23 protein-coding genes, 1 tRNA gene and 2 pseudogenes are annotated in these 26604 nt (G+C 62.0%); 12 read left to right on the top strand and 14 right to left on the bottom strand.

From position 1 onward, the window contains the following. Nucleotides 1-24 precede the first annotated feature (24 nt). Nucleotides 25-1635 carry an AAA family ATPase gene (locus EXN22_RS16525; protein ID WP_130265078.1) on the top strand — a complete coding sequence of 537 codons (1611 nt, stop codon included), beginning with the start codon at nt 25-27 and terminating at the stop codon, nt 1633-1635. 493 nt (nt 1636-2128) lie between these two features. Continuing rightward, nucleotides 2129-3289 carry an HPP family protein gene (locus EXN22_RS16520; protein WP_130265077.1) on the top strand — a complete coding sequence of 387 codons (1161 nt, stop codon included), beginning with the start codon at nt 2129-2131 and terminating at the stop codon, nt 3287-3289. On the opposite strand, the gene EXN22_RS16515 is transcribed toward EXN22_RS16520, so the two are convergent. Together EXN22_RS16515 and EXN22_RS16510 are read right to left on the bottom strand one after the other, a co-directional pair. Next, nucleotides 3263-4126 carry a LysR family transcriptional regulator gene (locus tag EXN22_RS16515; protein ID WP_130265076.1) on the bottom strand — a complete coding sequence of 288 codons (864 nt, stop codon included), beginning with the start codon at nt 4124-4126 and terminating at the stop codon, nt 3263-3265. The genes EXN22_RS16520 and EXN22_RS16515 overlap by 27 nt on opposite strands. 69 nt (nt 4127-4195) lie before the next feature. Beyond that, nucleotides 4196-4297: pseudogene (locus EXN22_RS16510) on the bottom strand (Lrp/AsnC family transcriptional regulator); the annotation flags it as partial. Between EXN22_RS16510 and EXN22_RS16505 the strand changes: the two are divergent. Beyond that, nucleotides 4280-4513, top strand: a pseudogene (locus EXN22_RS16505) (amino acid transporter); the annotation flags it as partial. The pseudogenes EXN22_RS16510 and EXN22_RS16505 sit on opposite strands and share 18 nt — an antisense overlap. 52 nt (nt 4514-4565) lie before the next feature. Here the strand turns inward: EXN22_RS16505 and EXN22_RS16500 are convergent. From EXN22_RS16500 to EXN22_RS16490, 3 genes are all read right to left on the bottom strand, one after another. Further along, a complete protein-coding gene (locus EXN22_RS16500) occupies nt 4566-5396 on the bottom strand; it encodes a nitrilase family protein (protein WP_130265075.1) in 831 nt (276 codons plus the stop codon). Then, nucleotides 5393-6826, bottom strand: a complete 1434-nt coding sequence (locus tag EXN22_RS16495; protein WP_130265074.1) for a purine-cytosine permease family protein — start codon at nt 6824-6826, stop codon at nt 5393-5395. The genes EXN22_RS16500 and EXN22_RS16495 overlap by 4 nt, the downstream gene beginning before the upstream one ends. A 238-nt stretch (nt 6827-7064) precedes the next feature. Next, a complete protein-coding gene (locus EXN22_RS16490; protein ID WP_130265073.1) occupies nt 7065-8552 on the bottom strand; it encodes an aldehyde dehydrogenase family protein in 1488 nt (495 codons plus the stop codon). Nucleotides 8553-8710: 158 nt separating this feature from the next. Between EXN22_RS16490 and EXN22_RS16485 the strand changes: the two genes are divergently transcribed. The 5 genes from EXN22_RS16485 to EXN22_RS16465 all read left to right on the top strand — a co-directional run bounded on the left by EXN22_RS16485 (nt 8711) and on the right by EXN22_RS16465 (nt 15729). Then, nucleotides 8711-9655, top strand: a complete 945-nt coding sequence (locus EXN22_RS16485) for a LysR family transcriptional regulator (RefSeq protein ID WP_130265072.1) — start codon at nt 8711-8713, stop codon at nt 9653-9655. Nucleotides 9656-9740: 85 nt separating this feature from the next. Beyond that, nucleotides 9741-11153: a DOPA decarboxylase gene (locus tag EXN22_RS16480; RefSeq protein ID WP_130265071.1), complete on the top strand. Its 1413-nt coding sequence runs from the start codon at nt 9741-9743 to the stop codon at nt 11151-11153. A gap of 215 nt (nt 11154-11368) precedes the next feature. Then, on the top strand, nt 11369-12538 hold the full coding sequence (locus EXN22_RS16475; RefSeq protein WP_130265070.1) for a p-hydroxyphenylacetate 3-hydroxylase oxygenase component: 1170 nt from the start codon (nt 11369-11371) through the stop codon (nt 12536-12538). Between the two features lie 58 nt (nt 12539-12596). Further along, entirely contained in the window at nt 12597-13538 is a 942-nt protein-coding gene (locus EXN22_RS16470) for a p-hydroxyphenylacetate 3-hydroxylase reductase component (RefSeq protein WP_130265069.1), read from the top strand. 97 nt (nt 13539-13635) lie between these two features. Beyond that, nucleotides 13636-15729 carry a TonB-dependent siderophore receptor gene (locus tag EXN22_RS16465; protein ID WP_177414025.1) on the top strand — a complete coding sequence of 698 codons (2094 nt, stop codon included), beginning with the start codon at nt 13636-13638 and terminating at the stop codon, nt 15727-15729. Here the strand turns inward: EXN22_RS16465 and EXN22_RS16460 are convergent. After that, nucleotides 15707-16108: a GFA family protein gene (locus EXN22_RS16460; protein WP_130265068.1), complete on the bottom strand. Its 402-nt coding sequence runs from the start codon at nt 16106-16108 to the stop codon at nt 15707-15709. The genes EXN22_RS16465 and EXN22_RS16460 overlap by 23 nt on opposite strands. Before the next feature lie 102 nt (nt 16109-16210). Here EXN22_RS16460 and EXN22_RS16455 point away from each other — a divergent pair, with 102 nt between their 5' ends. Beyond that, the gene (locus tag EXN22_RS16455; protein ID WP_130265067.1) at nt 16211-17035 is read left to right on the top strand and encodes a class I SAM-dependent methyltransferase; all 825 of its coding nucleotides are present in this window, start codon (nt 16211-16213) and stop codon (nt 17033-17035) included. 70 nt (nt 17036-17105) lie between these two features. Here EXN22_RS16455 and EXN22_RS16450 read toward each other — a convergent pair whose 3' ends face one another. After that, nucleotides 17106-19025 carry a DNA topoisomerase III gene (locus EXN22_RS16450; protein ID WP_130265066.1) on the bottom strand — a complete coding sequence of 640 codons (1920 nt, stop codon included), beginning with the start codon at nt 19023-19025 and terminating at the stop codon, nt 17106-17108. 251 nt (nt 19026-19276) lie between these two features. On the opposite strand from EXN22_RS16450, the gene EXN22_RS16445 reads away from it, so the two are divergent. Then, the gene (locus EXN22_RS16445) at nt 19277-21127 is read left to right on the top strand and encodes a polyurethane esterase (RefSeq protein ID WP_130265065.1); all 1851 of its coding nucleotides are present in this window, start codon (nt 19277-19279) and stop codon (nt 21125-21127) included. A gap of 65 nt (nt 21128-21192) precedes the next feature. On the opposite strand, the gene EXN22_RS16440 is transcribed toward EXN22_RS16445, so the two are convergent. Together EXN22_RS16440 and alkB are read right to left on the bottom strand one after the other, a co-directional pair. Continuing rightward, complete coding sequence (locus EXN22_RS16440) at nt 21193-22470, bottom strand: bifunctional O-acetylhomoserine aminocarboxypropyltransferase/cysteine synthase (RefSeq protein WP_130265064.1); 1278 nt, start codon at nt 22468-22470, stop codon at nt 21193-21195. A gap of 122 nt (nt 22471-22592) precedes the next feature. Beyond that, nucleotides 22593-23249, bottom strand: a complete 657-nt coding sequence (alkB, locus tag EXN22_RS16435) for a DNA oxidative demethylase AlkB (RefSeq protein WP_130265063.1) — start codon at nt 23247-23249, stop codon at nt 22593-22595. Between the two features lie 310 nt (nt 23250-23559). Between alkB and EXN22_RS16430 the strand changes: the two genes are divergently transcribed. Beyond that, nucleotides 23560-23633, top strand: a tRNA-Cys gene (locus EXN22_RS16430). Between the two features lie 138 nt (nt 23634-23771). Then, entirely contained in the window at nt 23772-24749 is a 978-nt protein-coding gene (locus tag EXN22_RS16425; protein WP_130265062.1) for a tyrosine-type recombinase/integrase, read from the top strand. On the opposite strand, the gene EXN22_RS16420 is transcribed toward EXN22_RS16425, so the two are convergent. The 5 genes from EXN22_RS16420 to EXN22_RS16400 all read right to left on the bottom strand — a co-directional run bounded on the left by EXN22_RS16420 (nt 24746) and on the right by EXN22_RS16400 (nt 26525). Then, nucleotides 24746-24991, bottom strand: a complete 246-nt coding sequence (locus EXN22_RS16420) for a hypothetical protein (protein WP_130265061.1) — start codon at nt 24989-24991, stop codon at nt 24746-24748. The two genes, EXN22_RS16425 and EXN22_RS16420, sit on opposite strands and share 4 nt — an antisense overlap. A gap of 56 nt (nt 24992-25047) precedes the next feature. Beyond that, nucleotides 25048-25359, bottom strand: a complete 312-nt coding sequence (locus tag EXN22_RS16415) for a hypothetical protein (protein WP_130265060.1) — start codon at nt 25357-25359, stop codon at nt 25048-25050. Between the two features lie 61 nt (nt 25360-25420). Beyond that, entirely contained in the window at nt 25421-25804 is a 384-nt protein-coding gene (locus tag EXN22_RS16410) for a DUF2591 domain-containing protein (RefSeq protein ID WP_130265059.1), read from the bottom strand. Beyond that, the gene (locus EXN22_RS16405) at nt 25801-26313 is read right to left on the bottom strand and encodes a hypothetical protein (protein ID WP_130265058.1); all 513 of its coding nucleotides are present in this window, start codon (nt 26311-26313) and stop codon (nt 25801-25803) included. Before EXN22_RS16405 ends, EXN22_RS16410 begins: the two co-directional genes overlap by 4 nt. Beyond that, the gene (locus tag EXN22_RS16400) at nt 26310-26525 is read right to left on the bottom strand and encodes a hypothetical protein (protein WP_130266842.1); all 216 of its coding nucleotides are present in this window, start codon (nt 26523-26525) and stop codon (nt 26310-26312) included. The genes EXN22_RS16405 and EXN22_RS16400 overlap by 4 nt, the downstream gene beginning before the upstream one ends. Nucleotides 26526-26604 lie beyond the last annotated feature (79 nt).

Raw genomic sequence — 26604 nt, 5'->3', positions numbered from 1 at the left:
AGTTCAAGCGCAGGGATAAAAAGCATGAACCGTACCAAGCAGATAACAGATTACCTCAAAGCGCGTTATGCCATTTTGGTCATTGAAACGTTCGAGGAAGAGCGTGCGCTCAATGAGATTTCTGAAATCGCCAAGGCACTTAGCCATCGTTTGTTTGTTTGGAACTCGACGCTAGGTGTCCAGATAAATGGCGTCGTGGCCGGGGATAAAACCTTTGATCTGAAAGTGGCCTTGGACTTCTGTGAAGAAAAGGCGAAGGATGAAGGCAGCAAAAATATATTTGTTTTTTGTGATGCTCATAACTACCTTGCCTCAAGTTCAAATCCCGTCTATCGTCGTCGACTTCGAGATTTAGCCATAAATATTCGCTCACGTGGCTATCGAAGCAATTGCATTATCGTGGCGCCCAGCTTTGAAATTGCCAATGATCTTCAAAAGGAAATAACGTTGATTGATTTTCCTTTGCCGTCAAGAGATGAAGTCAAGGGTCAGATCAATAATTTTGTTAATTCATGGCAGGGCAACAGTAGCGTCAAGATTGATCTTTCCAGCGAAACCAAAGATAAACTCATTGATGCCGCTTTGGGGCTCACGGGGTTAGAGATTGACAATAGCTTGTCTCGTTCATTGGTGTCCAGCCTGAGTGTAAACGAAAATACCGTAAAAGACCTTCTTTCCGAAAAAAGACAAATTATACGGAAAACAGGTATTTTGGAATACATCGACTCAACGTTAAATCTTGAGGATGTTGGGGGGTTGGCAACGCTTAAGAAGTGGCTTAATTTGCGTAGCCAGTGTTTTGGGCAGATGGCTCAGGAGTTCGGTGTCGGAACTCCGAAGGGTTTGCTCTTGACTGGAGTTCCTGGTTGCGGTAAGTCTCTAACGGCGAAATGTGTATCGTCGTCATGGAACATGCCGTTATTGCGTTTGGACATGGGCAAAATTTTCCAAGGGGTGGTTGGCTCTTCAGAATCCAATATTCGTTCCGCACTACGTACGGCCGAAGCTATTTCGCCCTGCATCCTATGGATCGATGAAATTGAAAAAGGACTTTCCGGCTCTTCCGGAGGCGCATCTGATGGTGGCACGGCCTCACGTGTATTTGGCACATTGTTGACTTGGATGCAAGAAAAGACGGCGCCTGTTTTTGTATTCGCTACCGCAAACAACATCAACAGCTTACCTCCGGAGTTGTTGAGGAAAGGGCGATTCGACGAAATATTTTTCGTTGACTTCCCGTCGACATCAGAAAGAAAGAAGATTATTGAAATACATCTCAAGAAGTTGAAGCGTGACCCAGGAAGGTTTGATTTGGATCGATTGGCTGCTCTAGGAGGTGAGCCGAATTTTGGTAAAGATATTGTGCTCTCGGGTGCCGAAATCGAAGCGTGGGTCGGGGACTCGCTGATTGAAGCGTTCTCACGGCGGATGAATGGCTCTGGTGATGCAAGCGACCTGACGATGGCCGATTTTGAAACTACTATTTCGCGTTTAGTACCCATGAGCAAAATGCGTAAAGACGAGTTTACAAAGCTACGTGATTGGGCGAATCAAAATGCAATTAGCGCATCGGCTATGGTTGCCGGTCAGCATGATACGGAAACTCAAATCGGCGGCAGGCAAATTGATTTTTAATCTGCGGTGATTTTCGCTGGATAAGGTTTTCAGCAGAACCGAGTGCGCCTGGGGAAGAATGGATGACTTTCGTGGTCAACATTTCTTTCCTCGGAGCAGAATTCCGAACCGCTAGATTTGGATATCGGTGAGCGGGATAGCTGTTGGCTCAAAGCGTGCGCGCGAACGGCTGCTTCGGGTCATATCCTGCCCTCGCCAAAGGCAACTTTGGGTCGATAACGGTCAGTGGTGACCGGCCGCTGATCGTGTCCCAGGAAGTGCTCATTCCCCACCATGAACGGGCATCCCACACCTCATCCCTCAAAAAAACTGCAGCCAACCCTCAATTTTTTGAATTACCACCCCCCACGCCAACCCCTGCAAAATCCCGTCCCACGCAACACTCAAAAAATTCCATCTCCAAGGACGGAGCCCATTAGGTATTGCCCCTCGCGATACTCAGCCCAGCCAGTTTGGCCGGGCTTTTTTTACTGCCCAGGTGCCCGATTTACCCATGTCTACCCGTGGTCTGAACAACTGGTTCAGCCGGCTGCTGCCGGCCCCGCTGAATATCCCTCCCAAAGAATGGCTACGCGCAGGTGTCGGTGCGTTGCTCGGTCTGTTTCTCGCAGGCTTGGCCTGCAGCCTGGCCTTTGGCCCGACGGTGGCGCTGCATTTGCTCGGGCCGTTGGCGGCCTCGGCGGTGTTGTTGTTTGCTGTGCACTCCGGAGCGCTGGCGCAGCCCTGGCCATTTATTGGCAGCTATGCCAGCGCCACTGCGGTGGGGCTGGTGCTGCACCATTGCTTTGGTTCTGCCTTGTGGGTCGCAGCCCTGGCCCTGGGTGTGGCGATCCTGGTGATGTGCCTGCTGCGCTGCCTGCACCCGCCGGGTGGCGGGGTGGCGGTGAGTGTGGTGCTGGCGGACTCGTCGCTGGCGGTGATGGGCGACCAGGTGTTCGCGCCGATCCTGCTCAATGCCCTGGTGCTGGTGGCCGTGGCGGTGATCTACAACCGCCTGACCGGGGTGCGCTACCCCAAGACCGCCGCGCCGCGCAAAGACCTGCACCACACCGCTGATGTGCTGCCCGGGGAGCGCGTCGGCGTCAGTGGCGAGGACCTTGACCAGGCGCTGGAAGAGCTCGGCGAGTTTGTCGACGTCACCCGCGATGAGCTTGAACGCATCATCATGGCCACCGAGCAGCAGGCGCTCAAGCGCAGCCTGGGCGGGATTACCGCCGCTTCGGTGATGTCGCGGGATGTGCAACTGGCCACGCCGCAAACCAGTTTGCAGCAGGCCTGGCAGTTGTTGTCGAGCCACCATCTGCACACCTTGCCGGTACTCGATGAAGAAAGGCGCCTGGTGGGGATCGTCACGTTGAGCGACCTGGTCGGGCCGGCTATGACCCAGGGACGTTTCAGCTGGCGCGGGTTGTTCGGGCGCAGGCCCGAGGTGCTGCTGGAGCAGATCATGAGCCGACCGGTGATTACCGTGCGCAGTGATGAGCCTGCGGTGGCGCTGATTCCGTTGCTCAGTGAGCAGGGCCTGCATTGCTTGCCGGTGTTGCAAGGGGACGCGCTGGTGGGGGTGGTGACCCAGACCGATCTGATAGCCGGGCTCAAGCGCCAGTTGTTGAGTCAGGCGAGCGGCTCAGATCACCGGGTCCCAGCGCTGTGACCAGTCACTCTCGCCGGCGACCACTTCGCGTAGCACCCTGAGCGCCTGCTGCAACGCCTCGCTGTCGCGTTCGCGGGCATACACCAGGTAGGTCGGGTAGGTGAACTCCGGCGCTTGCGGTACGCGTTCGAACACGCCGCTGTCCAGGTACGCCTGCACCACCCGGGTACGGAAGTAACCGCTGCCGCCGTGTTCGAGGATGTACTGCAGCGCCAGTGGCCCGAGGTTGAAACTCAGCGCCGGGCGCGCGCATTCGGGCAGGGCGGCGTCGTGGCGGCGGCGAAAGGCCTGGCCCCAGTCGATGTATACGTAGGGTTCGGGTTTGTCCTTGCGGCGGATGCGGATGAGCTTTTCTTCCATCAGCTGTTCCACCTGCAGGCCCGGGCCGTAGGTGGGCTGGTAGACCAGTACGGCATCGAGCACGCCCATTTCCACCTTGTGCAACAAGGACTCGCCGTCGCTGACTTCGCTGCGGATCGCATGGCCGGGCATTTCCCGGTGCAGGGCGCTGACCCAGCCTAGCACCATGGGGTTGCCGAGGCTGACTTCGCCACCGATGTGCAGCACCTGGTGGCAGCCTTCAGGCAAGGGCAGGTCGCGTCGCGCAGCTTCCCAGGTTTGTACCAGCTGGTTGGCGTAGACCACGAAGGCTTCGCCGTCGGCGGTGAGGCTGGCACCGCTGCGGCTGCGGATGAACAGCTGGCAGGCCAACTGCTGCTCAAGCTTCTGTACCCGGGCGGTGATGGCCGTCTGGGTGACGTGCAGGCGTTCGGCGGCGGACACCAGGCTGCCGGTGCGGACAATTTCAAGGAAAGTGCGGGCCAGTTCGATATCCATGGGGCAGCCTGGTTTTGGGGGTGGACCATTCTAGTGGCTTTGCACCGGTTTGGGGCAAAGCCTGCGCCTTCATCCGGGAATGGCCATGCGGTGGGTGGCCTTGACCTCGCGCAGGGCCAGGCTCGACTGGATCGAGGCAATGCCCAGTTGCCGGCGCAGCGCCTGTGCTATCGCCGCTCGCGACCTGACCTGCATGGACGCTCGTCGTACAAGATGCCCGGCGGGGTGCCGATGGCCTGGGTGACGTTGGGCTTCTTGCTGTTTGTACTGTCGCTGCTGGCGCTGCGCCCGGACACCCGCCTGGCGTTGTGTGTGATGCCGTTGTGGTTTATTGGCTTGGCGCTGGCGTATCGGCGGGTGCAGGGTAGGGGGGGGCTTGGCACCTAATCGCGGGGCAAGCCCGCGCCTACAGGTGTGGGAGCGGGCTTGCCCCGCGAAATCAGTCGTACAGCACCGGTTGGCGATCCCGGTGCACATCGTTCAGGGCGCTGATGCGCTTGTCTCGCGCCTCGCTCATGTCGAGCCGCGCATGGATGATCTGGGTGCCTGCTGGCGCTTCGTGCAGCGGCCCGGCCAGTGGGTAGCCATTGGCATCGACAATCACCGAACCGCCGACCCAATCCACCTCGCGCTCGTGGCCGTTACGATCGCACGCGGCGATGTACAAACGGTTGACCGAGGCATTGGCCTGTACCCGCACCACCTCTGCTGGTCGCTCGCCCACAGGCCGCGGGCCGTCCGGCCAGTTCACCGGCGCGCACAGCAACTCGGCGCCGGCGAGGGCGGGCAGGCGTACCCACTCGGGGAACTCGAGGTCGTAGCAGATCATCACGGCAATGCGCCCAAAGCGCGTATCGATCACCGGCGGCGGTTGCCCGCCGGGGCTGAAGATGCGTTTTTCGTCGTTCCACAAATGCGCCTTGCGGTACACCGCGCGCACGCCCTCGGCATCCACCAGGGCAGCGCTGTTGTACAGCTCGTCGCGCTCGGTACGCTCGCAAAAACCGCCGACGATGACGATGTCCAGTTCCGCCGCCAGGGCTGCCCATTGGCGCAGGGTTTCGCCGCTGGGGGTTTCAGCCAGGCTCAGGGCCTCGTTGCGGTCGGTGAACACGTAGCCGCTTTGTACCAGCTCCGGCAGCACCACCACCTGGGCACCTTGCCCGGCGGCGCTGCGGATCGCCTGCAGGGCGCGTTCGCGGTTGTACTTCAGCTCGCCGATCTGTGGCGCCAGTTGGCAGCAGGCGACCTGTATCAGGGTAGAACTCATGCGTGGGCTTCCTCAAGCAGGCGATCACTGGCCGCCGCCAGGCGCTGTTCGCTGTGCAGGTCGAGCGAGCGGCACAGCAGGGCATAGACGCTGCCGGTCACCAGCAGGCCAATCACAAACGCAATGTCGGCGCCGCCCAGGGCTGCGGCAGCAGGGCCGGTATAGAAACTCAAGGCCATGAACGGCACCATTGCCAGCAGGCCCAGGCCGTAGGCGATCAACCCAGGCTTGCCCCAGGCGCCGTAGATGCCCTCGGGGTTGAAAATTTCGCTGATCACGTAGTGGCCCTTGCGCACGCAATAGAAGTCCACCAGGTTGACCGCGGTCCAGGGCACCAGGAAGTACAGCATCAACAGCACGAAGGTGTTGAAGCTGCCCAGGTAGCTCTCGGGGATGGCTAGGGCCACGATGAAGACGATGCTGGCGATGACGCTGATACCGGCCACGCGAATCTTCAGCGATGGTTTGACCTTCTTGAAACAGTCGATGGCACTGATGCTGGTGAGCATGGCGCCGTAGCAGTTCACCGCCATGATGCCCACCAGCGCCGGTACCGAAATCAGCACAGTGAAGGTACCCAGGCCAGGGAAGAACTGGTTGCCCACTTCACGCACGCTGGCAATGGCGTCCGGCGCTGGCAGCGCCGAGGCAAGAAAGGCGCCCAGGGACATCAGCCACAAGGCCGAACCGGCCGCGCCCAGGTAGGTCCAGAACACCACTTTGGCGGTGGGTGTGTCGTGCGGCAGGTAGCGCGAGTAATCGGAGACATACACCGAATAGCTGATCTGGTAACCGGCGGCCGCTGACAGTTGCACCAGGAACGCGCCCCAGGAGAACTGCGGTGCCTGCAGCGCGGCATCGGCCTGCAGGGTCAGCAAGGCGCTGACGGTGAGCACGCCGAACACCAGGATCATCACGTAGGTCAGCCAGCGCTGCACGGTGTGCAGCAGGTCGTGGCCGACCACCGCCAGCAGCACAGCGATAACGATCAGCCCCAGGTACCAGGGCGTGCGCTGGCCAGGCAGGACGGTGTTGATGGCGTCGGTGGCGAGAATTACGTTGAAAACATTAAAACCAATGTACACGAAGACCACGGCAGCGAACGGCACGATGGCGCCCTTGAGGCCGAACTGCGCTCGTGACTGGATCATCTGCGGCAGGCCCATGCGCGGGCCCTGGTTGGCGTGGAAGGCCATGAAGAAGGTGCCGAAGCACACCCCGAGTACGATCGCCAGAATTGAATACAGCGCACCCAGGCCCAGGGCCGGACCGGTGAAGCCGGTGACCATGGTGGTGAGGACGAAGTTGCCGGTGAACCAGAACGGCGCCTGGTGCCAGACCTTGCCGTGGCGCTCGCTGCGCGGCACATAGTCGATTGAGCGAACCTCGATGCGCGGGCGTGCAGCCCCCGTCTTGTTGGCGTTGTCCACGGCAGTACCTCGTGTTGTTTTTATGGGGTAGCTGGCCGATGGTCCGACAGACGGTGGCGGAGGGGAATCGTTGGTATCAAAAAATTACTTCATGATTTTCATAACAATCGGGGGCATTGGTGGGAGCGGGCTTGCCCCGCGATGCGATGTGGCTGCCAAAATGCTATCGCGGGGCAAGCCCGCTCCCACAAGCTTTTTAGATTTTCATCAAGACAGTTGCTCCCACCGGTTTTTGCTGTCAGTAGCGAATCATCACCGACTTGAGCTCGGTATAGTCTTCGATAAACGCCCCGCCAAATTCGCGACCAATCCCCGAGGCCTTGACCCCGCCAAAGGGCAGCGCCGGGTCGAGCAGGGTGTGCATGTTCACCCATACCGTGCCGGCCTGTACCTGTGGCACCAGGCGCATGGCCTTGCTCAGGTCGTTGGTCCACAGGCTGGCGCTCAGGCCGTAGGGGCTGTCGTTCATCAGGGCGATCAGTTGCTCATCATCGTCATAGGGCAGGAAGGTCGCCACCGGCCCGAAGGTTTCTTCGGTGTGCAGGCTGTCGTGCACCGAGTTGGCGAGAATCACCGTCGGCTCGACGTAGCAGCCAGGGCCGTCGATCAAGCGGCCGCCATGAATGATCTGGCTGTTCTCGCTGCGGGCCTTGGCGAACAAAGCGCCCAGTTTTGCCTGGTGCTGCTTGTTGCTCACCGGGCCGAATTGGCTGGCTTCGTCCAGCGGCGAGCCGATCTTCAGTTGCGCCAGGCGCTCGCTCAAGGCGCCGGTGACGGCCTCGATCTGTGAACGGTGCACATAGAAACGCTCGGCCGCCGCGCAAATCTGCCCCGAGTGCAGAAAGCCCGCTTCGATGATGCCATCTACCGCCTTGTTCACCGGCACATCGGGCAGGAAGCCTGCGGCATTCTTGCCGCCCAGTTCCAGGGTGACGCGGGTCAGGTTGGCGGCCATGGCGCCCTGGCCAACGATGAGGCCGGTCGGTACGGAGCCGGTGAACGAGACCTTGTCGGTGCCCGGGTGTTCGATCAGTGTCTTGCCGGCCAGGCCGCCACCGGTGACCACGTTCAGTGCGCCTGCGGGCAGGCCGGCTTCGATGGCCAGTTCAGCGATGCGCAAAATGGTCAGCGGGGTGAACTCGCTGGGCTTGATGATGATGCTGCAGCCGGTGGCCAGGGCCGAGCCCAGTTTCCAGATGGCGATCATGGTCGAGAAGTTCCACGGCACGATGCCCACCACCACCCCGATCGGTTCGCGCAAGGTAAAGGCGCTGTAGCGTTCGCCATTGAACGACGGCAGCGACGGGGTGATGGTCTGGCCGCTGAGCTTGGTCGCCCAACCGGCGTAGTAACGCAGGAAGTGCGCAGCCTGGTCGACCTCGAAGTTGCGCGAGAGGCTGATCAGCTTGCCCGACTGGCAGGTCTCCAGCTGTGCCAGCTCTTCACGGTGTTGTTCGATCAGGTCGGCCAGTTTGTGCAGCACGCTGGCACGCGCGGCAGGGGCGGTTTGTGACCATTGGCTGAAACCTCGACGCGAAGAGGCGACGGCATCGTCGACAGTGTGCCCGCTGGCCTCGGCCACGCGGCTGATGACCTGGTCGCTGGCGGGGTCGATCACCTCAAGGTAGCGGGCATTGGATTCAGGCTGCTGGCGGCCATCGATGAAAGACGTGTGCTGACGCTCGAGAAACGCGCGCACCTGAGGCAAAAGGCTGATGTTGCTCATGTATTATCCTTAACGAAAAGCAAAGTCCCGACGCTAGCATAGCACCAAGGTGTCGCCTTGACTGAGCCTGCCGCCAGCCATGTGCAGGCCTGCCAGGCACTTTGTATTTCGCAGGTTTTGGCCGTAGGCTGCGCCATCCGCCGGTGCAGGAGCGCCCCTTGAACCCGATCTTCGCTTCCCTGAGCATTGCCCATTTGCGCGCGCTGCACACCCTGCTGCAGTTGCAGAACCTCAGCCATGCCGCCGAGCGCCTGGGCAGCAGCCAGTCGGTACTCAGCCGGCAGCTGGCGCACATGCGCGAGGCCTTTGACGACCCGTTGCTGGTGCGCCAGGGCCGTGGTTATGTGTTGAGCGAGCGCGCGGCAAGCCTGCTTGCCCCGCTGGAGCAGGTGCTGGCGGAGCTTGAGGCGTTGCGTCAGCCCGAGGTCTTCGACCCGGCGCGCTGCGAGCGGCGCTTCTGCCTGGCGGCCTCGGACTATATCGCCGAGCACATGCTGCCGTTGCTGGTCAGCACCCTTGAGCGTGAAGCGCCGGGCGTATCCATCGAATACCGCACCTGGCAACCGGGCCAGTACGAGCTGCTTGCCAGCGGCGCAATCGACCTGGCCACCACGCTGTTCGACGAAGCTCCGGCCAACCTGCACGGGCGCATGCTTGGCGAAGACCGTGCGGTGTGCCTGATGCAACACCAACACCCGCTGGCGAGCCAGGCCGAGTTGACCCAGGCGCACTACTGCGCCTGGAAGCATGTGCGTATTTCCGGGGGCGGCGACAAGGACAGCTTTATCGATCGTCACTTGCGTGAGCAGGGCCTGAGCCGACGTATCAGCCTGCAGGTGCCGTTCTATTCGGCAGCGGTCCAGGTGATTTGCAGCAGCCAGGCGCTGGTGACTGTGCCCGAGCACATCGCCCGCCAGCTCAGCCGCCTGCACCCATTGACCTGGCGGCCCTTGGCGTTTGTCCAGCACACCCAGCGCTATTGGGTGGTCTGGCATCAGCGCCTGCAGAACTCGGCCGATCATCGCTGGTTGCGCAACCTGGTGTTCGAGCAGTGGCAGCAGTCGCAGTTCGGCGTGCACGGCGGCCATGCACATTCGCCATAGCAGCTATGCGCCGGGCGGCGTTTTTCCCCGGCCAGCCAACGCCTAGACTCAAGCTCCCGTTACCAATGACAACAGGAGCCGTTGCATGAGCCCGGAAGAATTTCGCAAGCAGGGTCACCAACTGATCGACATGATTGCCGACTACCGCCAGGGTGTCGGTGCGTTGCCGGTCATGGCCCAGGTCGAGCCCGGCTACCTCAAGGCGGCCTTGCCGGCTTCGGCGCCGCTGCAGGGTGAGCCCTTCGCGCAAATCCTCGCAGACGTCGATCAACTGATCATGCCCGGTTTGTCCCACTGGCAGCACCCGGATTTCTTCGGCTACTTCCCCTCCAACGGCTGCTTGTCGTCGGTGCTCGGTGATTTTCTCAGCACCGGCCTTGGCGTCCTCGGCCTGTCGTGGCAATCCAGCCCGGCGCTCAGCGAGCTGGAAGAGACCACGGTGGATTGGCTGCGGCAGATGGTCGGCCTGTCGGATCAATGGAGCGGGGTGATCCAGGACACCGCCTCCACCAGCACCCTGGTGGCCTTGATCAGCGCCCGCGAGCGCAGCAGTGATTACGCCCTGGCCAAGGGCGGCCTGCAAGGGCAGGGCAAGCCGCTGATGATCTACACCAGCGCCCAGGCCCACAGCTCGGTGGACAAGGCGGCGTTGCTGGCAGGTTTTGGCAAGGACAACATCCGCTATATCGACACCGACGAAAACTTCGCCATGCGCCCCCAGGCACTGGCGGCGGCTATCGAGCAAGACCTGGCCAACGGCCTGCAACCTTGCGCGATCGTCGCGACCACCGGCACCACCGCCACCACGGCCATCGACCCGCTGCAGCCGGTCGGCGAGATTGCCCGCGAGCATGGATTGTGGCTGCACGTCGATTCGGCCATGGCCGGTTCGGCAATGATTCTGCCCGAGTGCCGCTGGATGTGGGACGGCATCGAGCAGGCCGACTCGATCGTGGTCAATGCGCACAAATGGCTGGGGGTGGCCTTTGATTGCTCGTTGTACTTCGTGCGAGATCCGCAGCACCTGATCCGGGTCATGAGCACCAACCCCAGCTACTTGCAGTCGGCGGTCGACAGCAAGGTCAAGAACCTGCGCGACTGGGGGATCCCGTTGGGGCGGCGCTTCCGTGCCTTGAAGCTGTGGTTCATGCTGCGCAGCGAAGGTATCGAGAACCTGCAGCAGCGCTTGCGCCGCGACCTGGACAATGCCCGCTGGCTGGCTGACCAGGTGCATGGCAGCAATGAGTGGGAGTTGTTGGCGCCGGTGCAGTTGCAGACCTTGTGCATTCGCCATCGGCGCGAGGGCCTTGAAGGTGACGCGCTGGATGCGCATACCCGGCGCTGGGCCGACCGCCTCAATGCTTCGGGCGTGGCCTACGTGACCCCGGCGACCTTGCATGGCCGCTGGATGGTACGGGTCTCGGTGGGGGCGTTGCCGACCGAGCGCGAGCATGTGGCTGAGCTGTGGCGCAATTTGCAGGAAATGGTTCAGCATTGAGTCTATCGCGGGGCAAGCCCGCTCCCACAGGTTAGGTGTACACAGATCCATTGTAGGAGCGGGCTTGCCCCGCGATGAGGTCTATGAAAAGTACAATCTTGCCTATGGAAGTTGCATTTTCCCCCTGAGCCAAGCCTCCCATACTGGCCCTGCATCCGCCGCTGCCTGCCACTTCGCAGGTGGCGGCGGACATCCAATAATAAGCAGGGCCCCTCATGAAAAAGCCAAACCCGCTGCTCGAAGACCTGCGTGCGATCTTGCCTGCCATCGCCGCCAATGCCGCCCGTGCCGAGCACGAGCGCAAGGTCCCGGAAGAGAACATCGCTTTGCTCAAAGGCATCGGCCTGCATCGCGCCTTCCTGCCCAAACCTTACGGCGGCCTGGAAATCCCCCTGCCACAGTTCGCAGATTGCATCGCCTTGCTCGCCGGCGCCTGTGCCAGCACCGCCTGGGCCATGAGCCTGCTGTGTACCCACAGCCATCAGTTGGCAATGTTCCCGGCCAAGCTGCAGCAAGAGATCTGGGGCGACAACCCCGACGCCACCGCCAGCAGCAGTATCGCGCCCTTGGGCAAGGTCGAGGAGGTCGAGGGCGGCTTGTTGTTCAGTGGCGAGATGGGCTGGAGCAGCGGCAGCGACCATGCCGAGTGGGCGATTGTCGGCTGCCGCCGGGCCAATGCCGAAGGCACGCAGGACTACTGCTTCGCCGTGCTGCCGCGCAGCGACTACCGGATCCGCGACGACTGGTTCGCCGCCGGCATGAAGGGCAGTGGCACCAAGACCCTGGTGATCGACCGGGTGTTCGTCCCCGAGCACCGCATCCAGAAAGCCCGGGACATGATGGAAGGCAAGTCCGCAGGCTTTGGCCTGTACCCGGACAGCAAGGTGTTCTACTCGCCGTACCGTCCGTACTTTGCCAGTGGTTTTTCGACCGTCAGCCTCGGCATTGCCGAACGCATGCTCGAAGCCTTCCGCGACAAGAGCAAAAACCGCGTGCGCGCCTACACCGGGGTCAATGTCGGCGGCGCAACACCGGCCTTGATGCGCCTGGCCGAATCGACCCACCAGGTTGCCGCCGCCCGTGCCTTCCTGGAAAAGACCTGGCAAGAGCACGCTGAGCACAGCGAGCGTCATCAATACCCCACGCGTGAGACCCTGGCGTTTTGGCGCACCAACCAGGGCTACGCGGTGAAGATGTGCATCCAGGCGGTCGATCGCCTGTTTGAAGCCGCTGGCGGCACGGCCTGGTTCGACAGCAACGAGATGCAGCGGCTGTGGCGCGACGCGCACATGACCGGTGCCCATGCCTACACCGACTACGACGTTTGTGCGCAGATTCTTGGCCGCGAGCTGATGGGCCTTGAGCCCGACCCGAGCATGGTCTGAAGCGCACCACCCCTAACAACAACGACGGCTGCCAACGATGGCCGCCGGGGAGTCTTGCATGTCTTGCGCAACCGCTTTCGACAGTCGCGCCTTTCGCCGCGCCCTGGGCAACTTCGCCACCGGCGTTACCGTGGTCACCGCCAACGACGGCCAGGGCAACCTGGTCGGGGTGACTGCCAACAGTTTCAACTCGGTATCTCTCGACCCGCCGCTGATCCTCTGGAGCCTGGACAAACGCTCCAGCAGCCTGGCGGTGTTCGAGACGGCCAGCCACTTTGCAGTGAACATCCTCGCTGCCGACCAGATCGAGCTGTCGAACAACTTCGCCAAGCCCAAGGATGATCGCTTTGCCGGCATCGGCTATCGGGCGGGCGAGGGCGGGGCGCCTATCCTTGCCGATTGCTCGGCGTGCTTTGAGTGTCAAACCCACCAGATTATCGATGGCGGCGATCACTGGATCATGCTCGGCAAGGTGGTGGCTTTCGATGATTGCGGCCGTTCACCATTGCTCTATCACCAGGGCGCCTACTCGATGGTGCTGCCGCACACGCGCATGACCCGCCGCGAAGAGGGCCAGCCGCCCAGCAGCCATTTTCAGGGGCGCCTGAGCCACAACCTCTATTACCTGATGACCCAGGCCCTGCGTGCCTACCAGGCCAGCTACCAGCCGCGCCAGTTGTCCAGCGGCCTGCGCACCAGCGAGGCACGGATGCTGATGGTGCTGGAGAACGATGCCGGGTTGAACCTTGTCGACCTGCAACGCGAGGTCGCCATGCCGGCTCGCGAGATTGACGAAGCGGTCGCCAACCTCAAGCGCAAGGGGCTGGTGTGCGACAGTGAAGCGGCCGGGCATGTGCGCCTGACGCTGGCCGGTATCGACCAGACCGAAGGCTTGTGGAGCATTGCCCGGGAACAGCAGGACAAGGTCTTCGGGCAGTTCAGCAGCGAGCAGATCGCGACCTTCAAGACTGTGTTGCAGGCGGTGATTCGCGGTTGTTGAGCAATCTATCGCGGGGCAAGCCCTATCCCACAGCCCCGCGATACTTTTACATTGCCTCCTAAATTGATATGTTATTACATAATATTAAGGAGCCCCCATGAACAATCCCGCAGGAAGGTTAACCCTGAGCCTGTCCGCCACACTGCTGGCCCTGCCAGCCGCTGCTGCCGACGCCGTGTTGCTCGATGCCCTCAACGTCAACGAGCGCCATTATGAAGAGACCGCCAGCGGCCCGGTGCAGGGTTATCGTGCCACCCGTTCCAGCACTGCGACCAAGACCGACACCGACATCCGCGACACCCCGCAAAGCATCGCCGTGGTGCCCAGCCAGGTGCTCGAGGACCTCAACAGCACACGCATCGATCGCGCCCTGGACTTTGCCGGCGGGGTCAGCCGGCAGAACAACTTCGGTGGCCTGACCTTCCTCAATTACAGCGTGCGCGGGTTCACCACCGGTGAGCTGTACAAGAACGGCTTTGCCGTCAATCGCGGCAGCTACAGCGCCCCCGATACCTCGAACATCGAGCGCATCGAGGTGCTCAAGGGACCGGCGGCCAGCCTGTACGGGCGCGGCGATCCGGGCGGGCTGGTGAACATCGTGACCAAGCGCCCGCAAGCCGAGGCCTTCAGTCACTTCAAGGCCAGCGCCGGCAGTTGGGATCGCTACCGCAGCAGCCTGGACGTCAACACGCCGCTGAGCGAAGACGCCAGGGTGTTGGCGCGGGTCAACATGGCGGTAGAGGATAACGGCAGTTTCCGCGATTACGTCGGCAGTGAGCGGCGCATCGTCAGCCCATCGTTGAGCTGGCAACTGAGCCCTGAAACCTTGCTGTCGATCGACAGCGAATTCTCGCGCACCGAGTCGGTATTCGACCGCGGTGTTCCGGCGGTGAACAACCAGTTGGGCTCGGTCAGCCGCTCGACCTTCCTCGGTGAACCCAACGATGGCCGTATTCGCAACGACAACCAGACCCTCGACCTGACCCTGGAGCACAGCCTCAACGACAGCTGGAAACTGCGCCTGGCCAACCACTACACCCAGGGCCGGCTCAAGGGCAACAGTTCCGAGCCGTCGCGGGTGGTCGGCACGACCATCAGCCGTTTCTACCGGGAGCGCGATTTCGAGTGGAACGACAACATCACCCAGGCCGAGCTGCATGGCCAGTTCCAGTTTGCCGGCTGGGAGCACCAGAGCCTGGTTGGCCTGGAGTACGAGAACTACCGTAACAGCCAGAAGTACCCGCAAAGCGCCACGTCCCTGGGCTATGGCCTGGACATCTACAACCCGGTGTACGGCCAGGCGAAGCCGCCGCTGATCAACCCCAATGACTTCTTCGAGCGCACCGAAAGCTATGCGCTCAACCTGCAGGACCAGATTGCCTTCACCGAGCGTTTGCGCGGGCTGCTGGGTGTACGCCTGGAGCATATCGAGCAGACCGCGCAGAACCGCAGCACTCGGGTCAGCAACCGCCAGGAAAAAGACGTGGCCACCCCGCGCCTGGGCCTGCTGTATCAGCTGACCCCACAGGTGGGTGTGTTCGCCAACGCCTCAACCTCATTCAAGCCCAACAGCATGGGCACCCAGGGCCAGATCTACAAACCGGAGAAGGGCCTGGGTTATGAAACCGGGCTCAAGCTCGACCTGTTCGACAGCCGCCTGGGCGCGACCCTGGCGTTGTTTCACATCGACAAGGAAAACGTCATCACCACCGATGCCTTCGGCGACAGCGTTGCTGCCGGCAAGGCCCGCAGCCAGGGGGGCGACCTGCAGTTCAGCGGCCAGGTAAGCGAGACGGTGAGGCTGATCGGCGCCTATGCCTACATCGACGCCGAAGTGACCAAGGGCGATGCTGCCTTGCCCAAAGGCAGCGACCTGCTCGGTATCCCCCGGCACAGTGGCAGCCTGATGGCGGTCTACGAGTTCCAGAGCGGGCCGCTGCTGGGTACGGACGTGGGCGCTGCCGCCAACTACGTGGGCGAGCGCTCCGGGCAGGCCGGCAGCAGTTTTCGCCTGCCCAGCTACAGCACGGTCGATCTGTTGGCGCACTACAAGGTCAGCGAACAGGCCACGCTGGGCCTGAACCTGAACAACCTGTTCGACCGCAAGTACTACGAGCGTGGCTACAACGCCGCCTGGAACCTGCCGGGAGAGCCACGCAACCTGATGCTCAGCCTGAGCCTGGCGCTGTAGGCCCCTGTACGCACCACCATCGCGGCAGTTGGTCGTTGAACGAATGAGCCGTCGGGGCCAGCGCCGGATGCTGGTTGCTGTCGAAGCAGCCCAGCAGCAACGCCACGGTCGGCTGATCATCGATGGCGCCCAGCGAGCTGCCGCAGGTGGGGCAGAATGCCCGGCTGGAATAGTCCGAGGAGCGGAAGGTTGCCGGCGCCCCGGCGGGGCCGGTCCAGCTGACCTGCTCACGGGCGAACTCTACCCAAGTGGCCGTCAGTGCGCCGGTATGGCGCTGGCACCACTTGCACGAGCAGCAGTGGGGGTTGAGGGCGGGGCCAGTGGCGGTAAAGCGGACGGCTGCGCACAGGCAACCACCGCTGTAAGTTACAACGTCCATTGTTGTCTCCCGGTTGACTGCCTACAGGTGTGCGCAAGTTATACCGCACTTGTCGGGCGCCTGGGTATGTCGCTAAGGTTGTGCCTGCAAAGGAGAGCCTTGATGACCGATCCGATCGAACTCAATCGTCGCAACTGGGATGAGCGTGCGCCATTGCACGCCGCTTCCAGTGATTATGAAGTGGACAAATTCATCGCCGACCCGGCGCATTTGTCCGAGGTGGTGCGTTTCGACTTGCCGCGCCTGGGCGATATCCGCGGCTTGCGCACCGTTCACCTGCAGTGCCATATCGGCACCGACACCTTGTCACTGGCGCGCCTAGGCGCCGAAGTCAGCGGGCTGGATTTCTCGTCGCAGTCCTTGGCCCAGGCGCGGGCGTTGGCCGAGCGCTGCGGGGCAGGCATCGACTACGTCGAGTCAGATGTATACGCCGCGGACCAGGTCCTGGCGCCGGCCACGTTCGACCTGGTGTACACCGGCATTGGCGCATTGATCTGGCTGCCGCACATCGAGCCTTGGGCGCGCACCGTTGCGTCCTTGCTCAAGCCCGGTGGGCGGCTGTTCCTGCGCGAGGGTCACCCGATGCTGCTGGCGGTGAATGAAGATCACCAGGAGCAATTAGTAATCGAGTACCCGTACTTCGAACGTGAAGCATCGACGGTGTGGGACAGTGGCCAGACCTATGTGCAGACCGACAGGTTGCTTGAGCAGACGGTCACCCACGAATGGAACCACGGCCTTGGCGAGATCATCACGGCCTTGCTCCAGCATGGCCTGCAAATCACCGCGCTGGAGGAACACGACAGCATCCCCTGGGAGGCCTTGCCAGGGCAGATGAGCAAAGACGCTACAGGGGAGTGGTCGCTGGACAAGGATCGCTGGCGCTTGCCGTTGAGCTATACCTTGCAGGCGGTGAAGCGCGGATAAAAGAGGTTGAGGGCACGGTATCTGTGGGAGCAACTGTCTTGATGAAAATCTAAAAAGCTTGCGCGATCTCCTACGCTGTTGCCTTGGGTTTACGCGTACTGCTCTTGCGCTTCTTCTTCCACGGTGTGCCCGTACGCCCAGCCGGGGTTGCCGGGCCATTGATGGTCAGGCGCATGCTGGCGCAGCGCTCGACCTGTTTGCTCATCCACGCCGACTGCTTGGCGACGAAGGTTTCCAGGCTCATCTCACCGCTCTGCACCATGTCCAGGGCCTGCTCCCAGATTGCCGTGGTGCCCGGGTCGGCAATCGCTCGCGGCACCGCATCGATAAGGCTGAACGCCGCCGGGGTGGCGCTCAGGGCTTTGCCGTTCTTGACCAGGTAACCGCGATCGAGCAAGCCCTGGATGATCCCGGCACGGGTAGCCTCGGTGCCGATGCCGGTGGTGTCCTTGAGCTTTTGCTTGAGGCGCGGGTCGTCCACCAGCTTGGCGACGTTCTTCATGGCCTTGATCAGGTCGCCTTCGGTGAACGGCTTGGGCGGCTGGGTCCACAGGTCCTTGAGGTTGACCCCGCTCACCGCGCACGCCTGGCCTTCGCGCAGCAGCGGCAATACCTGGGCCACCGGGGCTTCACGGCCTTTGGCAGGCGTCAGGGCTTCTGGCAAGGCACGGCGCCAGCCGGGTTCGACGATCTGCTTGCCCACCGCCCGCAAGGCCTGGCCTGCGCAATCGAATTCGGCCTGGGTGCGGTCGTACTCGTGGTTGGCCAGGAACTGCGCCAGGTAGCGCGCGCGGATCAGGGTGTAGACCGCCTTGTGCTTGGCTGGCAGGCGTGACGGGTCGCTTGCTGCAGCCGTGGGAATGATGCCGTGGTGGGCGCTGACCTTGGCATCGTTCCAGGCCCGGGAGCGGCGCTGGGCCTGCAGGTGCGGTTGCAAGGGCGCAAGGCTGGCATCGGCGCGTTGCAGGGCGGCGAGAATGGCCGGCGCCTCGCTGTGCTGGCTCATCGGCAGGTAACCGCAGTCGCTGCGCGGGTAGGTGATCAGCTTGTGGGTTTCGTACAAGGCCTGGGCGATATCCAGGGTCTCCTGGGCGCCCAGGCCGAGCTTCTTCGAGCACAGCTCCTGCAGGGTGCCCAGATCAAAGGGCAGCGGCGCGGCTTCGCGTACGCGCTCGGTGGCCACGTTGACCACCCGGGCACTGCTGGCTGCAGTGATTGCTGCGGCCGCCTGCTGGGCCAGGGCCTGATTCAGGCAACGGCCCTGGTCGTCGCAGGCGTCCTCTGGCGCTCGCCACTGGGCGTTGAACAGCTGGCCAGCGCTCTGCAGTTGCACCTCGATGGCCCAATAGGCCACCGGCACGAAGTCGGCAATGCTGCGATCACGGTCCACCACCAGACGCAAGGTCGGGGTTTGTACCCGGCCCACCGGCAGTACACCCTGGTAGCCGGACTGGCGGCCGAGCAGGGTGAACAGCCGGCTCATGTTCATGCCGATCAGCCAGTCGGCCCGCGAGCGCCCCAGGGCCGAATGGTAAAGGCTGAAGGTTTCGGTACCGGGCTTGAGCGCTGCCAGGGCCTTGCGGATCGAGGCGTCGTCTAGCGCCGACAACCACAAACGGCTGATTGGCCCACGGTAGCGGCAATGTTCGACCAGCTCGCGGGCAATCATCTCGCCTTCGCGATCGGCGTCGGTGGCGATCACCAGCTCACGGGCCTCGCCAAGCAGGCGCTTGACTGCCTTGAACTGGCTGGCGGTCTTGGGTTTGACCAGCATCTTCCATTTCTCGGGAATGATCGGCAGGTCGCTCAGCACCCAGCGTTTATAGCGGGCGTCGTAGCTGTCGGGCGGGGCGGTTTCGAGCAGATGACCGATGCACCAGGTGACGGTGACATCGGTGCCGACCCAGCAGCCGTCGCCGCGGCGGTTGGCACCGAGGACTTTGGCGATGTCTTTGGCCTGGGAGGGCTTTTCGCAGAGAAACAGACGCATGCCGTTCGATCTTTGGCCAGGAAAGCCCATAGGATGCGCAGGTTTGCCAGGCGTGGCAAGTTTTATCTGTATGGATATACAGCTTTGTGTTGCCGGTGCGGGCAACGAAAACTCCTCGCATTTGGCCAGCTTGCCCTCAACATCACCATGGACGGCCAATTCGTCTCTGTGGCAGCGTTTGACCTTGCCCCGAGGTGTGTCAACGGACGATTTCGCCAGGGTGTTCTGCCACCTGTACAAGGATGTTTGCCATGCCCGTTTTTGATTACCGCAACCTCGACAGCGCCAGTTCCAAAGCCCTCTACAGCGACGCCATGGCCTTGACCCTTTATTCCTACCACGGCATCGACAATGGCTTTGCCGTGGGTTACCAGCAAAATGGTTTCGGCCTAGGTTTACCCGCCACCTTGATCAAGGCGCTGATCGGTGGCACCGACAGCCAGGGGGCGATCCCCGGCATCCCCTGGAACCCCGACTCCGAAGCCCAGGCCCTGGCCGCGGTGAAGGCTGCGGGCTGGACGCCGATCAGTGCCAAGCAACTGGGCTATCAGGGCAACACGGATTTTCGCGGAACCTTCCACGGCGAAAACGCCGGTTACACCAGTGCCCAGGTGGAGATCCTCGGCAAGTATGATGCCGCCGGCCAATTGAGCGGGCTGGGCATTGCCTTTCGCGGCACCAGCGGCCCGCGGGAAAACCTGATTGGCGACACTATCAGCGACGCCATTAATGACCTGATGGCCGCCATCGGCCCGGCGGGCTATGCCAAGAACTACGCCGCCAATGCCTTTGGCCGCCTGTTCGACGATGTCGCCAAGTTTGCCAAGGCAAACGGCCTCAACGGCGCCGACATCACCGTCAGCGGTCACAGCCTTGGCGGCCTGGGTGTCAACAGCCTGGCTGAGCTCAGCGGCGAAAAGTGGGGGGGCTTCTATGAGAATTCCCGTTACGTTGCCTTTGCTTCTCCGACCCAGGCCAGCGACAGTAGCAAGGTGTTGAATATCGGCTACGAAAACGACCCGGTGTTCCGCGCCCTCAATGGCTCGAGTCTCGACTGGGCAACCCTCGGCGTGCACGACGGCGCCAAGCCTTCGGCAACCGACAATATCGTCAACTTCAATGATCATTACGCCTCCGATGCCTGGAACCTGCTGCCGTATTCGATCGGCAATATCGCCACTTGGCTGGCGCATTTGCCGACGGCCTACGGCGATGGCCTGGGCCGGGTGCTGAATTCGACTTTCTATGAATGGACGGCCAAGGATTCGACAATCCTGGTCAGCAACCTGTCCGACGTCACCCGTGGCTCGACCTGGGTCGAGGACCTCAACCGCAACGCCGAAACCCACACCGGCAGTACCTTCATCATCGGCTCCGAGGCCGGCGACCTGATTCATGGCGGGCGTGGCAACGACTACCTGGAAGGCCGCGCCGGCAATGACACCTTCCGTGACGACGGCGGCTACAACCTGATCGATGGCGGCGCCGGGCACGATACCCTGAAACTCGGCCAGGCCCTGGGCGACCTCGACATCGCCCGCGATGGCAACGGCACCCTGTACTTGCGCGACGCGGCGGGCGGCATCAGCCTGGTCAACCAGGTCGAGACGCTGGTCAGCAAGGAATCCAGCCTGGTGTTTTTCAACAAGGACGTCAGCCACCAGATCGATGCGCAAGGCTTGCTATCCAGCGGCAAGCTGCATGCCTATGCCAGCAGCCACAATGGTACGGCCGGCAACGACAGCCTCAGCGCCAGTGCCAAGGGCGACTGGCTGTTCGGCCTGGACGGCAACGACCACTTGCAGGGCGGCCGCGGCAACGACGTGTTCGTCGGCGGGGCGGGTAATGATGTGCTGGTCTCGGGCGGTGGCAGCGACACCTTCCTGTTCAGCGGGCACTTTGGCCGGGATCTGGTCCAGGGCTTTGGCGGCGATGATCGCCTGGTGTTCGTTGGCGTTGATGGCGGCACGGCGCAGCCCGATTTTCGTCAGCACCTGAGCCAGGAGGGTAACGACACGGTGCTGCGCTTTGGCGCCGACAGCGTGACCCTGGTAGGGGTATCGGCCGAGAATCTGAGCGCCGGGCAGATAGTCATCGCCTGAGTGGGCGGATGCTGGTCAGCAAGCCTTAAACGGGCTTGCCGACCAGCGCCGCAGCGGCGTACAGGTCAGCCGCGACTGGCCTCAAGCGCCTGGCTCAGATCAGCAATGATGTCATCGCTGTGTTCGATGCCGATCGACAGGCGCACCATGTCCCGCGGCACACCGGCCCGCTCCAGCTCTTCGTCGTTGAGCTGGCGGTGGGTGGTGGACGCCGGGTGGCAGGCCAGGGACTTGGCATCGCCGATGTTCACTAGACGCACCACCAGTTGCAGCGCATCGATAAAGCGCGCGCCGGCCTCCTGGCCGCCCTTGATGCCGAACGACAGGATCGAGGCCGGCTTGCCTGCGGTATAGCGTTTGGCCAGTTCATGCGCGGGGTGATCGGGCAGGCCAGCGTACTTTACCCAGGCCACTTGCTCGTGGCCTTGCAGGTAGCGGGCGACCTTGAGCGCATTCTCGGTGTGGCGCTCCATGCGCAGGGCCAGGGTCTCAAGCCCCTGCAGAATAAGGAAGGCGTTGAATGGCGACAGCGCAGCCCCGGTATTGCGCAACGGCACCACCCGGCAACGGCCGATAAAGGCAGCAGGTCCGAAGGCTTCGGTGTAGGTCACGCCGTGGTACGACGGGTCGGGGGTATTGAGCAGGGCAAAGCGCTCTTTGTTTTCGGCCCATGGGAATTTGCCCGAGTCGATGACGATGCCGCCGATGCTGGTACCGTGGCCGCCGATGTACTTGGTCAACGAGTGCACGACGATATCGGCACCATGCTCGAACGGCCGACAGAGGATCGGGGTAGCCACGGTGTTGTCGACGATCAATGGAACGCCGTGGCGATGCGCGGCGTCGGCCAGGGCCTGGAGGTCGACGATATTGCCGGCCGGGTTGCCGATCGACTCGCAGAACACCGCCTTGGTGCGGCTGTCGATCAGCGCTTCGAGGGCCGCGATATCGTCGTGGGCGGCGAAGCGGGTCTGGATGCCGAAGCGCGGCAGGGTATGGGCCAGCAGGTTGTAGGTGCCACCGTAGAGCTTGGCCACCGAGACAATATTGTCGCCGGCTTCGGCCACGGTCTGGATCGCATAGGTGATTGCCGCCATGCCCGAGGCCACCGCCAGCGCGCCGACACCGCCTTCAAGGGCCGCCATGCGCTGCTCGAGCACATCGTTGGTGGGGTTCATGATCCGGCTGTAAATATTGCCGGCGACTTTCAGGTCGAACAGGTCGGCACCGTGCTGGGTGTCGTCGAAAGCAAAAGAGGTGGTCTGGTAAATCGGTACCGCGACGGCCTTGGTGGTCGGGTCGGGGCTGAAGCCCGCGTGGATGGCCAGGGTTTCCAGCTTCATGCAATCGTTCCTTGAAAGTCGGGGGAGGGGTTAGAGCATGGAGCGGCCAGGGAGCGACGGTCAAGGCCTGTAGGAATGGGCTTGCCCGCTCCTACAGTCTCAGTGTCTCAGGGCATGTCGGCTCAACCCGCCTTGCGCAAGGTCAGGTTGATCCGCCGGCTGCCCAGCTGCGGATGGCTGCCCGGTTTGAGCGGCAGCACGCCATGAAAGCGCAGGCGATCCTCGCCACCCCAGACCATCACATCGCCGTGGCGCAGGCCAATGCGCTGGGTTGCATCGTTGCGGCGCTGGCCACCGAACTGGAACACCGCCGGCAAACCCAACGACACCGAGACGATCGGCTGGCTGTAGTCGCGCTCGTCGCGGTCCTGGTGCAGGCTCAGGCGGTTGCCCGGCTCATAACAGTTGACCAGGCAAGCGTCCGGGCAGAAATCGGCAAAACCTGCCGCCGCAGCGGCGAGGGCGGCCAGCTCGCTCAATGCGTCTGGCAAGTCCGGCCAGGGTTGCTGGCTAAGTGGATCGACCGGGCTGTAGCGATAACCGCGGCGATCGCTGATCCAGCCCAGCGCCCCGCAATTGGTCAGGCCCACGGCCATGTTCAGGCCGCCAGGGGTCAGCATATGACGCAACGGCGCGCGGGCGATGATCTGGCGCAACGCAGGCAGCAGGGTATCGACCCAGGCCAGGGCAAACCCGGGTAACACCAGCGCCTGCTTGCCGACCCAGTGCGGCTCGGCGGGGCTGGCGGGGTTGAACAGATCCAGTTCGGTTTGCATCATCGGCGGCTATTCTGGCAGCGGGTTGGGTGCAGAGCCTGTATAGTAACGCGCTTTGGCAACGCTACCGTCACCCTGTTGCTTGCACGTGAACCCCGCACTTCGGGGCGCGTGGCACCCTTCGAAAGAAAAAATAAAACTTTTTGAATTCAAGGGGTTGCCAGAGCAGGGGAATGAGTACATAATTGCGTCCATCGAAAACGAGGCACGAAAAAAGCCTAGCGTTTTCAAGGGGATAGCGGTTTTAGTCAGTTGTTTCCTTAATGAGTTGTATATGTTTGAGATCGCAATTTAACGGGTCTCGGGCATTTGAGGCCGAGTAGCAAAGTGGTTATGCTCCGGATTGCAAATCCGTCTACGCCGGTTCGATTCCGACCTCGGCCTCCATTATTGAAAGCCCCGCAATCATTGAGGTTGCGGGGCTTTTTTCATGCCTGCGGATTATCCAGGGATGCCCAGTTTGGGACAAATCTGGGACACCGAAGGAAATTGCTTGTCCCTGATGTCCCCGGCAAACTCCGCTTCATGGCTACTTATGAACAGCGCCCAGGCGGCGCATGGCGGGCAAAAATCCGCCGAAAAGGATACCCCGCACTTTCCGCGACCTTCGACACCAAGGCAGAGGCCCAGCGCTGGGCGGCCGAGATCGAGGGCGATATGTCCCGGGCACGATTCGTTGATATGCGCGAGGCCGAAAGCACGACCATGGCCGAAGCGCTCGACCGTTATGCCAACGAGGTCAGCTCGACGAAGAAGGGCGCAAAGCAGGAGCTGACGCGCATCAACAAGTGGAAGAAGAACCCGCTGGCCGGCAAGGGGCTGGCTGCACTGCGTTCAAGTGATTTTGCTGCGTATAGGGATGGTGAGCTCAAGGCGGGTAGGTCCGTGTCCACGGTCAAGCTTGACCTGGCGATCATCAGCCACATGTATACCGTGGCGATCAAGGACTGGGGTATTGAGGGGCTGAGCAACCCGGTGATGAAGTTGAGGATGCCGAAGGGGGCAAAGGAGAGGGACCGCCGCCCGATGCTGATCGAGCTGAATGGCGTGCTAAAGGCGGCAAAGGAAATTCATGCCGAAATGCCTGCAGTCATTGAGCTGGCGGTAGAGACGGCCATGCGTCGTAGTGAGCTGTGCGGCCTTCGGCGCGAGAACGTCAAGCCGAAACACGTCCTCCTTGAAGACACGAAGAACGGCACCCGCCGCCTTGTGCCACTATCGTCCAAGGCAAGGGCGGCGCTCGACAGCTTGCCGTACCGCCTTGACGGCATGGTGTTCTCGCTTGCACCGCACTCGGTAAGCCTTTATTTCGGCAGGGCGTGCAAGGCTGCATTGGTCAGGGATCTGCACTTTCATGACCTTCGCCATGAAGGGACTTCCAGGCTGTTTGAGAAAGGTTTGTCAATCATGGAGGTGGCGAGTATCACCGGGCACAAAACGATGAGCATGCTGAAACGCTATACCCATCTGTGCCCGGACGCCCTGGCTGACAAGCTCGGCTAGCGAATGCTGGCCAAGGTCGGTGGCGTGTGCCGCTTCCTGCCTGAGCGGGCAGGGTTGTGCATACCCTGCTCGCACTCCTGCAGGAATTTCCGCACCGTACTGATCCTCCAGCAGATGCGGCTGCCCTGTTTGAAGAATGGCGGCAGCCAACTGGCACCGACTTGCCGCGCACTCCTGATTGATGACTCGGACCGTCCCAGGATCTTTGCCAGCTCCGGGATGTGGATGACTTCTTGTTCCATGCAATAGATCTCCATACCCACCTACCGGCAGGCTTGAGTTGTTGTAGGGGGGTGGGTTAACGCTGTCGGTCGAAGAAGTTGCCGCCGCGGCGCTGGCAGGTCAGGTGCGCCCATTGCCGTGCAGCGTTACCGGCCTGGACGAGCGAGGTGGCTTCAGTTGAGTAGCCGACATGCAGAACCTCGTCACCTTTGGCGCTGCTCAGCACGATCATGGCGGCAAGAGGTTCTCGTTCAACCTCATTGCCCTCGATGTGCTGGGCGACTGACCGGAACCAGTCGGCCAGCTTCTTGCGCTCGACCTGATTAGCTGCCACCTGGTTGTTGTGCGCCCGGCGCGCGGACGGGAACTGGAACACTTCGGCACTCATGGCCTCGGCCCCTTCCAGATCAGGTAGGCCATGAAGAGCGGGGCGGCGATGGGTAGGATCATCATGGCTGCAGCTCCTTTGGCACCTGGACGGTATCGCCGAGTTTTGCGGTGACGATGGCGCGGCAGGCGGCAAGCAGGGCATGGTCCCCCGGCTGCACAAACTCGCCCTTGTCAGTTATTACCCAGGCAGCCCAGACATCGTCCGTTGTTTGCGGGCAGTGGAGGCTGACTTGGTGTTTCTCGATCAACGGCCCGCCAACTTGCCAATCAACGCTAGGCTTGTAGCGCACCGGGAACATCCCTTCTTGCTGGATGAACACCCGGGCAGGCACGCCGTACTGCGCTGGTGAGATGAAAGGGTTCAGGCCCACGGCAATTGCCACCGACCAGTTCAGGGGCTCACCAACCAGATCGGCTGTCTTCACTTCGATCAGGTCGGTCATCGCTGCACCGCCTGCCAGAACGGCCCCTTGTTGGTCACCAAACCTTTTCGCTTTAGGCGCTGGCATGCCTTGCTGATCTCTTCGCGAGACTCTCGGATGGCGCCGCGCATGGCGTGGGCAGTTGATCCATCGATGCCGATCAAGTGCCCCAGAACTCGCTCATCTGTCCCGCCGACGAGCATGCCTTGACCATACTTGGCAGCCACCGTTGCAACTGCCAAGCGCAGCGCGTTCATCCGGGCGCCGGGTTCGTCTGCATGCGACACCTCACTTTGCTTGAAGCCCACATACGGCACATGGGCTGTGGCCCGAGCGAGGTGGTGCAAGCAGCAGATGTCCATCCTGAGCTTTGCGATGATGAGCATCGTCTGCCGGTCATCCCGCATCGGCAGCCAAACCTCCCGGCCTGTCTGGGGATCGTCGTAGTAGAAGGCGTCACTGCCGCGCCGGTACTCCAGCTCGAAGCCCATGGCCTTGGCCGAGAGCTTCAGGATTTCTTCTTCCGTCACAGCGAATACCTCTCTTCATTCCAGCGCACTGGTGCCTTTGCAGGGGTAGGGGTGTCTTGTTCGTGCGGGGAGAGCTGGCGCTCGTTGCCGGCCTGCAGCTGGCTGTCGGGGATACAGCTGATGCCGACCCCGTTCAGCAGGTAGCAGGTGACGCCGCGCTGGCTGTCGCGCTGCACGTCGATGACGTTTTCGGTTGCGCTGGTCCCGGGCATACGCACCAACACTGGCCCTTCGTCGAACTGATCCCCTGCAGGTGGCGGCTGAGGGCGATCTTCGGCTTGTGCGCCGGCA

Source organism: Pseudomonas tructae, from assembly GCF_004214895.1.
Classification (GTDB): domain Bacteria; phylum Pseudomonadota; class Gammaproteobacteria; order Pseudomonadales; family Pseudomonadaceae; genus Aquipseudomonas; species Aquipseudomonas tructae.
Note: the sequence above shows the minus strand (reverse complement) of the source record. Positions and strands in the feature narration are given on the sequence as shown.